The following is a 12,858-nucleotide window of genomic DNA, read 5'->3' on the forward strand; positions in this document are numbered from 1 at the left end:
GCCAATCAGATAGGCGTGAGGCGACCTTCTTGCAGGTGCAGTACGCGATCCATCTGACGGGCCAGGTTCATGTCGTGAGTCACCACCAAAAACGCGGTGCGCATCGAGGTGCTGAGCTCCAGCATCAAATCCTGAATGCCCTGCGCGGTGTGGGAGTCGAGGTTGCCGGTCGGCTCGTCGAGCATCACCAAGCCTGGCTTGTTCACCAAGGCACGGGCAATCGCCACACGCTGACGCTCACCACCGGACAGTTCCGAGGGTTTGTGCTCGAGGCGATGGCCGAGGCCGACGCGCTCCAGCAATGCGGTGGCGCGCTGACGGGCTTCCGGGATCGGCGTCTTGCCGATCAGCAGCGGCATGCACACGTTTTCCAGCGCGGTAAATTCCGGCAGCAAATGGTGGAACTGGTAAACGAAACCGAGCGAACGGTTACGCAGCAGGCCGCGCTTCTTCTCGCTCAGTGCCGACAATTCTTCGCCGTCGAGCCAGACGCTGCCCTTGGTCGGCGTATCCAGTCCACCGAGCAGGTTGAGCAAAGTACTTTTGCCCGAACCCGAGGTGCCGACAATCGCCACACGCTCGCCCGGGTGCAACTCCAGTTGCAGACCGGCCAGCACTTCTACCGACTCCGGGCCTTCCTCGTAGGATTTGCCCAGGTTGCGGCAGCTCAAGATTGCTTGTTCACTCATGCCCGACTCACTCATAACGTAGCGCCTCCGCCGGCTGGGTGCGCGCGGCACGCCAGGCGGGATACAGGGTGGCGAGGAAACTCAGAACCAACGCCGCCGCGCAGACCATGACCACGTCCTGGCTCTGCACCTGCGACGGAAGATAATCAATGAAATACACGTCAGCATTAAGGAATTTGTGGCCGATCAGCCCTTCCAGTGCCGAGATCGCCGCGCTGACATTGAGCGCCGCGAAAATCCCGACCACTGCGCCAATCGCCGTGCCGACTACACCGATCACCGTGCCTTGCACCATGAACGTGCGCATGATCGTGCCCGGTGTTGCGCCCAAGGTGCGCAGAATGGCGATGTCGCCCTTCTTGTCGTTGACCACCATCACCAGCGTGGAAATGATGTTGAACGCGGCAACGGCGACGATCAGCAGCAACAGCAGGCCGATCATGGCTTTTTCCATACGGATCGCCTGATACAGGTTGCCGTGGGTGCGCGTCCAGTCACGAGCGTAGTAATGGTCTTCGCCAAGTTGCTGGGCGATGTTCCATGCCACACGCGGCGCCTGGAACAAGTCGTCGAACTTCAGGCGGATGCCCTGCACCTGATCAGGCTTCCAGCGGTGCATCTTCGCCAGATCCTGCAGGTTGGTGACGCCCAGATAGCCGTCGAGCTCGCCGGCGCCGACATGGAAGATGCCGACCACGGTGAAGCGCTTCATGCGCGGGAACATCCCGGCCGGGGTCACGCTGACCTCCGGCGCGACGAAGGTGACCTTGTCACCGATGCCGACGCCCAGCTTGGTCGCGGCCTTGTCGCCGATGACGATGCCGAAGCTGCCCGGCGTTAAATCGTCGAGTTTGCCCTGCTTCATGAAGTTGTCGATGATCGACACCTTGCGCTCGAGCGCAGGGTCGATGGCATTGAGCAACACCTTGGAGACCTGACCGTTATTGGTCAGCAGGCCCTGCATCTGGGTGAACGGCGCAACCGCCGTCACCTGCGGGTTCTGCTTGACCTTGGTGGCCAGGCTTTGCCAGTCGTTGATCGGCTCAGTGGATTCAATGGTCGCGTGGGGCACCATGCCCAGCACGCGGGTGCGCATCTCATGATCGAAGCCATTCATCACCGACAGCACGACGATCATCACGACCACGCCAAGGGCGAGCCCGATCATCGAAGTCAGGGAAATGAATGACACAAAATGATTGCGACGCTTTGCACGGGTATAACGCGTGCCGATAAATACGAAGAGAGGTCTGAACATGTCGGGGCTTGTTCGGAGGGAAAAGGAACGTCCTTGTGGCGGGGGTCGATAACCAGCTTTACACTCAGACCACCGCCGCTACCATGGGTTCGCCATGTCGACATTAGATGAAGAAGATCGCCGCGAATACTACCGTATCGAGGACACGATCGCACTGGAAATTCGGCCCCTGTCCGCTCCCGAAGCCGCAGGCCAGGAAGTGTTGCAGGATGCTTCCCCGCTGTTCAACCTGCTCAGCGAACTGCACCTGAGCGAATTCGAGTCGCAGCACTTGTTGCGCCAGATCAGCGAGCGCGACCGCGCCATCGCCGCGTTCCTGAAATCCCAGAACAAACGCATCGACCTGCTCAGCCAGGTGGTCGCCCTGACCGTGCTCGGCCAGATCGGCGAGCCGCAACCGGTGATCATTTCCGAAGGCGGGATCGACTTTCAGTACCCGACGCCGATCGCCGCCGGCGCGCACCTGTCGGTGAAACTGGTGCTGATGCCGCAAGCGCTGGGCCTGTTGCTGCGCGCCCGCGTCACCCATTGCGACCCCAAGGGCAACGGATTCGACGTCGGCACCGAGTTCGAACACTTGACCGATGCCCAGCGCCAATTGCTCGCCCGCTATATCTTGCAGAAGCAGGCCCAGGAACGACGTCTGGCCCGCGAACAGAACGAATCAGGCATTTAATTTAAGGAAGAACCGTGACCCTCATCTACGGCCACCGCGGCGCCAAGGGCGAAGCACCGGAAAACACCCTGAGCAGCTTTCAGGAATGTCTCAAGCACGGCGTGCGCCGTTGCGAACTCGATCTGCACCTGTCCAAGGACGGCGAGTTGATGGTCATCCACGACCCGACCCTCAAGCGCACCACGGATCGGCGCGGCAAAGTCGTCGAGCACACCGCCGCCGAGCTGGTGACTTACGACGCGCGCAAGGGTGGCCCGGGCTGGATCAAGCCATGCCCGATTCCGACGCTGGAAGAGTTGTTCGAGCAATGTGATTTCGAGCACTGGCAGCTCGAAGTGAAAAGCGCTTCACGCACGCGCGCCGCAACCACGGTGCTGGCGATTCGTGAAATGGCCCAGCGCCACGGCCTGCTCGATAAGGTGACGATCACCTCGAGTTCGCGGGAAGTGCTGAAAGCGGCGCTGGATCTGGTGCCGGACGTGTCGCGCGGACTGGTCGCCGAATACGCCTGGCTCGACCCGTTGAAGGTCGCGGCTAGTTACGGCTGCGAGATTCTTGCGCTGAACTGGACGCTGTGTACGCCGGAACGCCTGCAGAAGGCGCAGCGTCAGGGGCTGCATGTGTCGGTGTGGACCGTCAACGAGCCTGCGCTGATGCGCAGACTCGCCGACTTCGGCGTTGACAGCCTGATTACAGACTTTCCCGGTTTGGCCACTGCCACGCTCGAGAATTGCTGAAATCGGTCTCCCCGGCCGGCTCAGGCCACCGGCCGGAGCCCGTCAAAAAAGCCGGTTGAGGCCGTCGTACGCCGCTACCCGATAGGCTTCCGCCATGGTCGGGTAGTTGAACGTGGTGTTGACGAAGTACTTCAGGGTGTTCAGTTCACCCGGCTGGCTCATGATCGCCTGACCGATGTGGACGATCTCCGACGCCTGATAACCGAAGCAGTGCACGCCCAACACTTCCAGGGTTTCACGGTGGAACAGGATCTTCAGCATGCCTTGCGGCTCGCCGGCGATCTGCGCACGCGCCATGCTCTTGAAGAACGCCTTGCCGACTTCGTACGGCACTTTGGCCTGAGTCAGTTCCTGCTCGTTCTTGCCGATCGAGCTGATCTCCGGAATGGTATAGATGCCGGTCGGCACGTCATTCACGAAGCGCCAGCTGCCGTTATCAACAATGCTGCCAGCGGCCGAACGGCCTTGGTCGTGAGCGGCACTGGCCAGGCTCGGCCAGCCGATCACGTCACCGGCACCGTAAATGTTCGGTACGCAGGTGCGGTAAGCCTCGTCGACTTCGATCTGGCCACGGCTGTTGACCTTGACGCCGATGTTTTCCAGACCCAGCGTGTCGGTGTTGCCGGTACGGCCGTTGCACCAGAGCAAGGCGTCGGCCTTGATCTTCTTGCCGGACTTCAGGTGCAGGATCACGCCGTTGTCGACGCCTTCAACGCGATCGTAATCTTCGTTGTGGCGCACGGTAATGTTGTTGTTGCTGAAGTGGTAGCTCAACGCCTGGGAAATTTCCGAGTCGAGGAAGCTCAGCAACTGACCACGGTTATCGACCAGTTCAACCAGTACGCCCAGACCGCTGAAGATCGACGCGTATTCGCAACCAATCACGCCGGCGCCGTAAACGATCAGTTTGCGCGGGGTGTGGTTGAGGCTGAGGATGGTGTCGCTATCGTAGATACGCGGGTGGTGGAAATCGATGTCCGCCGGGCGATAAGGACGCGAACCGGTGGCGATGATGATGTGCTTGGCCACCAGTTTCTCGACCACGCCGTTGGCGCAGACCACTTCGATGGTTTGCTCGTCGGCGAAGCTGCCGGTGCCGAAGAACACGTCGACGCGGTTACGGGCGTAGTAGCCAGTGCGCGAGGCGACTTGTTTGGAAATGACTTTCTCGGCGCTTTTCAACACGTCCGGGAAGGAGAACCAGCGTGGCTCGCCGATCGCCCGGAACATAGGATTAGTGTTGAACTGCATGATCTGCCGCACCGAGTGACGCAGTGCCTTGGACGGGATGGTGCCGAGGTGGGTGCAGTTGCCGCCGACCTGACGACGGCTGTCGACCATCGCGACCTTGCGCCCTGCTTTGGCGGCGTTCATTGCCGCGCCTTCTCCCGCCGGGCCGGAACCCAGTACCACCACGTCGTAGTTGTAGACAGCCATGCGTACTCCTCAGAACAGGCCGCGGTGCCAGCAGCACCTACGGCTAAATCACGCCGAACGGCGGCGCGAAGGAACAATTGGGGGTCAATCAAGAACCCGGACACAGTCTATAGAAGCGTCAACGCCGCGCACATTAACCCTTGGTCGCGTCGTAGGCTACTTTTGCCTGCACTACAACGCCAGCTTTCGTATTGTTCTCAGTCAGTTTTTTTGCCACTGAGGCGTTCGAACGCCGGACTGGTGCGGATGACGAAACCTGTATCGGCACGAATCACCAAGAATGCACCGATGTCATGTTTTTCGGCATAGTCCATAGCCCTTTCGGGGCCGAGAATAAGCAACAGCGTCGATAGTCCATCGGCCATCAACGCTGAAGGATGAATTACCGTGACTGACGCCAGGTCGTGTAGGACGGGCGCACCGGTGCGGGCATCGAAGGTGTGGGAATAGCGCCGACCGTCCTGCAGGAAATAGTTGCGGTAGTCGCCAGAGGTCGAAACGCCGTAGCCGTCGACATCAATGATGCGCTCGGCGATCTGCTGATCGTCGCGGGGTTCTTCCAGAGCAATGCGCCACGGGGAGCCGTCGGGCTTTTTGCCTTTTGCCTTTAATTCGCCCGTGGCTTCAGCGAGGTAATCGTGAATGCCCAACGTGTCGAGCCTTGCGGCGATGGTGTCGACGGCGTAACCAGCGGCGATACTATTGAAGTCGACCTCGACAGCGGCGTCCTTGCACAACTGATCGCCATTGATGTGCAGATGCTGATGACCGACCCGCTGCATCACCTCGTCCAGCGCGGCGGCATCGGGGACTTTTTCTTCGCGGCCTTGCGGGCCGAAGCCCCAGAGATTCATCAGCGGTTCAACGGTGAGGTCGTAGGAACCTTCGCTTTGCGCTGACAGTTGTTCGCCGACGCGGATCAATTCGAGTATCGACGCGGGCATTGTCTGACAGCTATTGGCGGGCAAAGCGTTGAAACGCTCGATATCTGAATCATTGCGGTAAGTGGACAGCTGCTGATCAACTTCGGCGAGGATCCCTTCTACTTCACTGCGAACTTGCGCGGAATCGGCATCACCCGCATGACGCACGTACTTGATCGAATACGTGCTGCCCATGGTTGGCCCGCCAAAGCTTTCCATCGACTCACCCTCGCCGCAGGCCGCCAAAAACCCCGCCAAAACCACGAACCCCACAAACCGTCCAGTGAACAATTCTTCATCTCCCCGCAAAACCGCGCCGGCCATTATGAATCAAAGGGCCCGCTCGCTCCCAACGGATGCAACGCGCTTCTAAAAATCCAATAAAGAGTATCTAAAAATGTCCACTTCCACGGGCAAAGGCAAAGCGATCTTTCGCGTTGTCAGCGGCAACTTCCTCGAAATGTTCGACTTCATGGTCTATGGCTTCTACGCCACGGCCATCGCCAAAACCTTCTTCCCGACTGACAGTGCCTTCGCTTCGCTGATGCTGTCGTTGGCGACTTTTGGTGCCGGTTTCTTGATGCGACCGCTGGGGGCGATCTTCCTCGGCGCCTACATTGACCGTCATGGCCGTCGCCAGGGTTTGATCATCACGCTGGCATTGATGGCCGCCGGTACGGTGCTGATTGCCTGTGTTCCGGGATACGCCACCCTCGGCGTTGCCGCTCCTTTGCTGGTGCTGTTTGGCCGCTTGCTGCAAGGTTTCTCGGCGGGCGTGGAGTTGGGCGGCGTGTCGGTGTATCTGGCTGAAATCGCCACACCGGGCCGCAAGGGCTTTTTCGTCAGTTGGCAGTCCGCCAGCCAACAAGCGGCAGTGGTGTTCGCCGGTTTGCTCGGCGTCGGCCTCAATCATTGGCTGAGTCCGGAACAGATGGGTGACTGGGGCTGGCGCGTGCCGTTCCTGATCGGCTGCATGATTGTGCCGGTGATCTTCGTCATTCGTCGTTCGCTGGAAGAAACCCCGGAATTCCAGGCGCGGAAACATCGCCCTACCCTGCGGGAAATTGTCCGCTCGATCGGTCAGAACTTTGGCATCGTTATCGCTGGCATGGCGCTGGTGGTGATGACCACGGTTTCCTTCTATCTGATCACTGCGTACACCCCGACCTTCGGCAAGGCTGAGCTGCACTTGTCGGATTTCGATGCGTTGCTGGTGACGGTGTGTATCGGCCTGTCGAATTTCTTCTGGCTGCCAGTGATGGGCGCGGTGTCCGACAAGATTGGACGTAAACCCCTACTGCTGGCGGCGACTATTCTGGCGATTCTGACCGCGTATCCAGCGCTGTCGTGGTTGGTGGCGAATCCGAGCTTCAGCCATTTGCTGATCGTCGAGTTGTGGTTGTCGTTCCTGTACGGCTCGTACAACGGCGCGATGGTGGTGGCGCTGACCGAGATCATGCCGGTGGAAGTGCGTACGACCGGGTTCTCGCTGGCCTATAGCCTGGCGACGGCGACGTTTGGCGGGTTTACCCCGGCGGCGTGTACTTATCTGATTCATGTGCTGGATAACAAGGCTGCGCCGGGGATCTGGCTGAGTGGTGCGGCGGCACTCGGGTTGATTGCAACGTTGGTGCTGTTTCGTGGTAACAAGCATGAACTGCGCACGGCGCAAGCGGCTATCCCTGGCGGCGCCCGATAGAACGCTATCGCGAGCAAGCTTTGCTCCTACATTGGAGATGTGGCGCTCACAAATCCCTTGTAGGAGCCGAGCTTGCTCGCGAAGGGGCCGGTACTGACAACACAGCTCTAAAAGGCACACAAACAAAAACGCCCCGACCAAAGTCGGGGCGTTTTCATGTGCAGCTATCGCTTAGCGCGGGAACGCTGGCGGATTCACATCAGCCATGTCTTCCATCACGCGGATAACCTGGCAGCTGTAACCGAACTCGTTGTCGTACCAAACATACAGAACAACGCGGTTGTCCTGAACGATGGTCGCTTCAGCGTCGACCACACCAGCATGGCGCGAACCAACGAAGTCGGTCGAAACCACTTCCTGCGAGTTAACGAAGTCGATTTGCTTGTGCAGATCGGAGTGCAGCGCCATGTAGCGCAGGTACTCGTTCATCTCTTCACGGGTGGCGGCTTTCTCAAGGTTGAGGTTGAGAATGGCCATCGACACGTTCGGCGTTGGAACGCGGATCGCGTTACCGGTCAGCTTGCCGGCCAGCTCAGGCAGGGCCTTGGCAGCAGCAGTGGCAGCACCGGTTTCGGTGATCACCATGTTCAGCGCGGCGCTACGACCACGGCGATCGCCTTTGTGGAAGTTGTCGATCAGGTTCTGGTCGTTGGTGTACGAGTGAACGGTTTCAACGTGACCGTTGATGATGCCGAACTTGTCATTCACAGCTTTCAGCACCGGCACGATGGCGTTGGTGGTGCAGGAAGCAGCGGAGACGATCTTGTCATCAGCGGTGATTTCACCGTGGTTGATGCCGTGAACGATGTTCTTCAGCTTGCCTTTGCCAGGTGCAGTCAGAACAACGCGGTCGATACCCGGGCACTGCAAGTGCTGGCCCAGGCCATCAGCGTCACGCCATACACCGGTGTTGTCCACCAGCAGCGCGTCTTTGATGCCGTACTGGGTGTAATCCACTTCAGTCGGGTTCTTCGCGTAGATCACCTGAATCAGGTTACCGTTGGCGGTGATGGTGTTGTTTTCTTCGTCGATGGTGATGGTGCCGTTGAACGAACCATGTACCGAATCGCGACGCAGCAGGCTGGCGCGTTTGGTCAGGTCGTTGTCGGCGCCTTTGCGCACGACGATGGCACGCAGACGCAGACCGTCGCCACCACCGGTTTTCTCAATCAGGATGCGCGCCAGCAGACGGCCGATACGACCGAAGCCGTACAGCACAACGTCGGTGCCTTTACGTGCGGAAGCGTTTTGCTGGCCAACCACATCGGCCATTTCTTCACGAACGAATTGCTCGGCGGTGCGGCCATTGCCTTCGTTGCGGAATTTGAACGCCAACTTGCCCAGATCTACCGAAGCCGCGCCGAGCTTGAGCTCGCTCATGGCTTTGAGCAGTGGGAATGTTTCGTGGACGGAGAGTTCGCTGTCGTCGGAAGAACGGTGGCGCGCAAAGCGGTGAGCTTTGAGAATCGCGATGACAGACTGGTTGATCAGGCTGCGGCCATAGATCGAGCTCACCACGTTGTTATTGCGGTAGAGCTGACCGATAAGCGGGATCATCGCTTCTGCGAGTGCTTCACGGTCGATCCATTCACCAAGACACTGGTCGGGCTTCTGAGTCACGGTAACCTTCCACATGTAGGGGCAGAAAAAAGGGGCTACATTATGCCGCCCACAACCTCATTCAGCAATGCGCGCTTGTCGCGAAATCGGTAACAAAATTCCTTTCAAAAAAATCACGCCCCGCGCCAGCCCAGTAAATACGCGGCTTCCAGCGCAGTCAATTTTTCGTCGACTGTTAGACGATGTCTGTAACCCTCCGTAACACGAGCCAATTTCGGCACTACATAACCACTAAAAAAGTGCTCGTTTTTATGGTTACCACTACATTTCGCCAAAACAGTGAAGATAGACGTAGTCTGCAACTGACAGGCGACACCCGACGCCGCTACAATTACCGACTTTGTCGCAAAGCCTGGAGCTCAACCTTCCGTGCCCGTTCTGCGTCTACCGCAACTCCCTGCCGAGGCAGGTAAACAGCATTGGGGCAATTTGCCCGGCGCTGCCCTCAGTCTGGCGATTGCCGAGGCTGCCAGCGCTGCCAAGCGCTTCACCCTGCTACTGACCGCCGACAGCCAGAGTGCTGAACGACTGGAACAGGAGCTGAGTTTCTTCGCCCCGGATTTGCCCGTTCTGCATTTCCCCGACTGGGAAACCCTGCCCTACGACCTGTTTTCGCCGCATCAGGACATCATTTCCCAGCGCATTGCCAGCTTATATAGGCTGCCGGAACTGGAACACGGTGTGTTGGTGGTGCCGATCACCACGGCCCTGCACCGTCTGGCGCCGACCAAATTCCTGCTCGGCAGCAGTCTGGTACTGGATGTCGGGCAGAAACTCGACGTCGAACAGATGCGCGCGCGGCTCGAAGCCAGCGGCTATCGCTACGTCGACACGGTGTATGAGCACGGCGAATTCACCGTGCGCGGCGCGCTGATCGACCTGTTCCCGATGGGCAGCAAGTTGCCGTATCGCATCGACCTGTTCGATGACGAAATCGAAACCCTGCGCACGTTTGATCCGGAAAACCAGCGCTCCATCGACAAGGTCGACTCGGTCAAGCTGCTGCCGGCCCGCGAATTCCCGTTGCAGAAAGACGCAGTCACCCGCTTCAAGGCGCGCTTTCGCGAGCGTTTCGACGTCGACTTCCGGCGCTGCCCGATCTTTCAGGATCTGAGCAGCGGAATTACCCCGGCCGGTATCGAGTACTACCTGCCGCTGTTCTTCGACGAAACCTCGACGCTGTTCGATTACCTGCCGCAAGACACGCAAGTGTTCTCGCTGCCGGGCATCGAGCAAGCGGCGGAGAATTTCTGGAACGACGTGCGCAATCGTTATGAAGAGCGCCGCGTCGATCCATCGCGTCCTTTATTGCCGCCCGCCGAATTGTTCCTGCCGGTGGAAGACTGCTTCGCGCGCCTGAAGAGCTGGCCGCGTGTGGTTGCCAGTCAGCAAGACGTCGAAAGCGGCGCCGGTCGCGAGCGCTTCCCGGCGCAAGCCCTGCCGAATCTGGCGATTGAAGCCAAAGCTACGCAACCGCTGGCCGCGCTGGCTGGCTTCCTCGATGAGTTTCCCGGACGCGTGCTGTTCACTGCTGAATCCGCGGGCCGTCGCGAAGTGCTGCTGGAGTTGCTCGAACGTCTGAAGCTGCGACCGAAAACTGTCGATAGCTGGCCGGACTTTGTTGCGAGCAAGGATCGTCTGGCGATCACCATCGCCCCGCTCGACGAAGGCCTGATGCTGGATGATCCGGCGCTGGCACTGGTCGCCGAAAGTCCGCTGTTCGGCCAACGCGTCATGCAACGTCGCCGTCGCGAGAAGCGTGCCGACGGCAACAACGATGCAGTGATCAAAAACCTCACCGAACTGCGCGAAGGTGCGCCGGTGGTGCACATCGATCACGGTGTCGGTCGCTACCTCGGCCTGACCATTCTGGAAATCGACGATCAAGCCGCCGAATTCCTCACCCTCGAATACGCCGAGAATGCCAAGCTCTACGTGCCGGTGGCCAACCTGCATCTGATCGCGCGCTACACCGGCAGCGATGATGCGCTGGCCCCGCTGCACCGTCTCGGCTCGGAAACCTGGCAGAAAGCCAAACGCAAAGCCGCCGAACAGGTACGAGACGTCGCCGCTGAGTTGCTCGACATCTATGCTCGCCGCGCCGCTCGCGAAGGTTATGCGTTCGCCGACCCGAAAGCCGACTACGCGACGTTCAGCGCCGGTTTCCCGTTCGAAGAAACTCCGGATCAACAAACCACCATCGAAGCCGTGCGCGCCGACATGCTCGCGCCGAAACCGATGGATCGCCTGGTCTGCGGCGACGTTGGCTTCGGCAAGACCGAAGTGGCCATGCGCGCGGCGTTCATCGCCGTCCACGGTGGCCGCCAGGTGGCGATTCTGGTGCCGACCACCCTGCTCGCCCAGCAGCACTACAACAGCTTCCGTGATCGCTTCGCCGACTGGCCGGTGACTGTGGAAGTGATGAGCCGCTTCAAGTCGGCCAAGGAAGTGAATGCGGCGATCGCCGATCTCGCGGAAGGCAAGATCGACATCGTCATCGGCACGCACAAGCTGCTGTCCGACGATGTAAAAATCAAAAACCTCGGGCTGGTGATCATCGACGAAGAACACCGCTTCGGTGTCCGCCAGAAAGAACAGCTCAAGGCCCTGCGCAGTGAAGTCGACATTCTGACCCTGACCGCCACGCCGATTCCGCGCACGCTGAACATGGCGGTGTCGGGCATGCGCGACCTGTCGATCATCGCCACGCCGCCGGCGCGACGCCTGTCGGTGCGCACCTTCGTCATGGAGCAGAACAAGAGCACGGTGAAAGAGGCCCTGCTCCGTGAACTGCTGCGCGGCGGTCAGGTTTATTACTTGCACAACGATGTGAAAACCATCGAGAAATGCGCCGCCGACCTCGCCGAACTGGTACCGGAAGCGCGTATTGGCATCGGCCACGGACAGATGCGCGAGCGCGAACTCGAACAAGTGATGAGCGACTTCTATCACAAGCGCTTCAACGTGCTGATCGCCTCGACCATCATCGAGACCGGCATCGACGTGCCGAGCGCCAACACCATTATCATCGAGCGCGCTGACAAATTCGGCCTGGCGCAACTGCACCAGTTGCGTGGTCGTGTCGGCCGCAGTCACCACCAGGCTTACGCGTATTTGCTGACGCCGCCGCGCCAGCAAATCACTTCGGACGCGGAAAAGCGTCTGGAAGCAATCGCCAATACTCAGGATCTCGGTGCCGGTTTCGTGCTGGCGACCAACGACCTGGAAATCCGTGGTGCCGGCGAACTGCTTGGCGATGGCCAGAGTGGGCAGATTCAAGCCGTCGGTTTTACGCTGTACATGGAAATGCTCGAGCGCGCGGTGAAATCGATCCGCAAGGGCGAGCAACCGAACCTCGATCAACCGCTCGGCGGTGGCCCGGAGGTCAACTTGCGGGTACCGGCGTTAATTCCGGAAGACTATCTGCCGGATGTCCACGCGCGCCTGATTCTGTACAAACGCATTGCTTCGGCGACCGACGAGGAAGGTTTGAAGGATCTGCAAGTCGAGATGATCGACCGTTTCGGCTTGTTGCCGGAACCGACGAAAAATCTGGTGCGCATCACGGCGTTGAAGTTGCAGGCTGAGCAGTTGGGCATCAAGAAAGTCGATGGCGGGCCGCAAGGTGGACGCATCGAGTTCGAAGCGCAGACGCCGGTCGATCCGATGACGCTGATCAAGCTGATCCAGAGCCAGCCGAAACGCTACAAATTCGAAGGCGCCACGATGTTCAAGTTCCAGGTGCCGATGGAACGCCCGGAAGAGCGCTTTAATACTGTAGAGGCGCTGTTTGAGCGCCTCCTCCCGAAATCTGTTTAA

Annotated in this window: 9 protein-coding genes; 4 read left to right on the top strand and 5 right to left on the bottom strand. The window is 59.4% G+C overall.

Annotated features, from left to right (window positions below; genetic code table 11):
• Positions 1 to 5: 5 nt before the first annotated feature.
• Together lolD and AD669_RS17650 are read right to left on the bottom strand one after the other, a co-directional pair.
• On the bottom strand, positions 6 to 704 hold the full coding sequence (lolD, locus tag AD669_RS17645; RefSeq protein WP_053122064.1) for a lipoprotein-releasing ABC transporter ATP-binding protein LolD: 699 nt from the start codon (positions 702 to 704) through the stop codon (positions 6 to 8).
• Positions 697 to 1,947: a lipoprotein-releasing ABC transporter permease subunit gene (locus AD669_RS17650; RefSeq protein ID WP_053122066.1), complete on the bottom strand. Its 1,251-nt coding sequence runs from the start codon at positions 1,945 to 1,947 to the stop codon at positions 697 to 699. The genes lolD and AD669_RS17650 overlap by 8 nt, the downstream gene beginning before the upstream one ends.
• Positions 1,948 to 2,041: 94 nt before the next feature.
• On the opposite strand from AD669_RS17650, the gene AD669_RS17655 reads away from it, so the two are divergent.
• Together AD669_RS17655 and AD669_RS17660 are read left to right on the top strand one after the other, a co-directional pair.
• The gene (locus AD669_RS17655) at positions 2,042 to 2,623 is read left to right on the top strand and encodes a PilZ domain-containing protein (protein ID WP_053122069.1); all 582 of its coding nucleotides are present in this window, start codon (positions 2,042 to 2,044) and stop codon (positions 2,621 to 2,623) included.
• A gap of 14 nt (positions 2,624 to 2,637) precedes the next feature.
• Complete coding sequence (locus AD669_RS17660; protein WP_008087738.1) at positions 2,638 to 3,360, top strand: glycerophosphodiester phosphodiesterase family protein; 723 nt, start codon at positions 2,638 to 2,640, stop codon at positions 3,358 to 3,360.
• A 42-nt stretch (positions 3,361 to 3,402) separates the two neighbouring features.
• Here AD669_RS17660 and sthA read toward each other — a convergent pair whose 3' ends face one another.
• Together sthA and AD669_RS17670 are read right to left on the bottom strand one after the other, a co-directional pair.
• Entirely contained in the window at positions 3,403 to 4,797 is a 1,395-nt protein-coding gene (gene sthA / locus AD669_RS17665; RefSeq protein ID WP_038362239.1) for a Si-specific NAD(P)(+) transhydrogenase, read from the bottom strand.
• A gap of 197 nt (positions 4,798 to 4,994) precedes the next feature.
• Entirely contained in the window at positions 4,995 to 6,044 is a 1,050-nt protein-coding gene (locus tag AD669_RS17670) for an FAD:protein FMN transferase (protein WP_172680130.1), read from the bottom strand.
• Positions 6,045 to 6,117: 73 nt separating this feature from the next.
• Here AD669_RS17670 and AD669_RS17675 point away from each other — a divergent pair, with 73 nt between their 5' ends.
• Positions 6,118 to 7,419 carry an MFS transporter gene (locus AD669_RS17675; RefSeq protein WP_053122071.1) on the top strand — a complete coding sequence of 434 codons (1,302 nt, stop codon included), beginning with the start codon at positions 6,118 to 6,120 and terminating at the stop codon, positions 7,417 to 7,419.
• Positions 7,420 to 7,590: 171 nt separating this feature from the next.
• Here AD669_RS17675 and AD669_RS17680 read toward each other — a convergent pair whose 3' ends face one another.
• Entirely contained in the window at positions 7,591 to 9,054 is a 1,464-nt protein-coding gene (locus AD669_RS17680; protein ID WP_053122073.1) for a glyceraldehyde-3-phosphate dehydrogenase, read from the bottom strand.
• Positions 9,055 to 9,408: 354 nt separating this feature from the next.
• Here AD669_RS17680 and mfd point away from each other — a divergent pair, with 354 nt between their 5' ends.
• Complete coding sequence (gene mfd, locus AD669_RS17685; RefSeq protein WP_053122075.1) at positions 9,409 to 12,858, top strand: transcription-repair coupling factor; 3,450 nt, start codon at positions 9,409 to 9,411, stop codon at positions 12,856 to 12,858.

Origin of the sequence: Pseudomonas sp. P1.31, from assembly GCF_001269815.1 — a bacterium.
GTDB classification, from domain to species: Bacteria; Pseudomonadota; Gammaproteobacteria; order Pseudomonadales; family Pseudomonadaceae; genus Aquipseudomonas; species Aquipseudomonas rustica.

Excerpts from the sequence above, each read along its gene's own strand:
- sthA (WP_038362239.1), bottom strand. The coding sequence starts at position 4,797 with ATGGCTGTCTACAACTACGACGTGGTGGTACTGGGTTCCGGCCCGGCG.
- AD669_RS17655 (WP_053122069.1), top strand. The coding sequence starts at position 2,042 with ATGTCGACATTAGATGAAGAAGATCGCCGCGAATACTACCGTATCGAG.
- AD669_RS17675 (WP_053122071.1), top strand. The coding sequence starts at position 6,118 with ATGTCCACTTCCACGGGCAAAGGCAAAGCGATCTTTCGCGTTGTCAGC.
- AD669_RS17670 (WP_172680130.1), bottom strand. The coding sequence starts at position 6,044 with ATGGCCGGCGCGGTTTTGCGGGGAGATGAAGAATTGTTCACTGGACGG.
- AD669_RS17650 (WP_053122066.1), bottom strand. The coding sequence starts at position 1,947 with ATGTTCAGACCTCTCTTCGTATTTATCGGCACGCGTTATACCCGTGCA.
- lolD (WP_053122064.1), bottom strand. The coding sequence starts at position 704 with ATGAGTGAGTCGGGCATGAGTGAACAAGCAATCTTGAGCTGCCGCAAC.
- AD669_RS17680 (WP_053122073.1), bottom strand. The coding sequence starts at position 9,054 with ATGTGGAAGGTTACCGTGACTCAGAAGCCCGACCAGTGTCTTGGTGAA.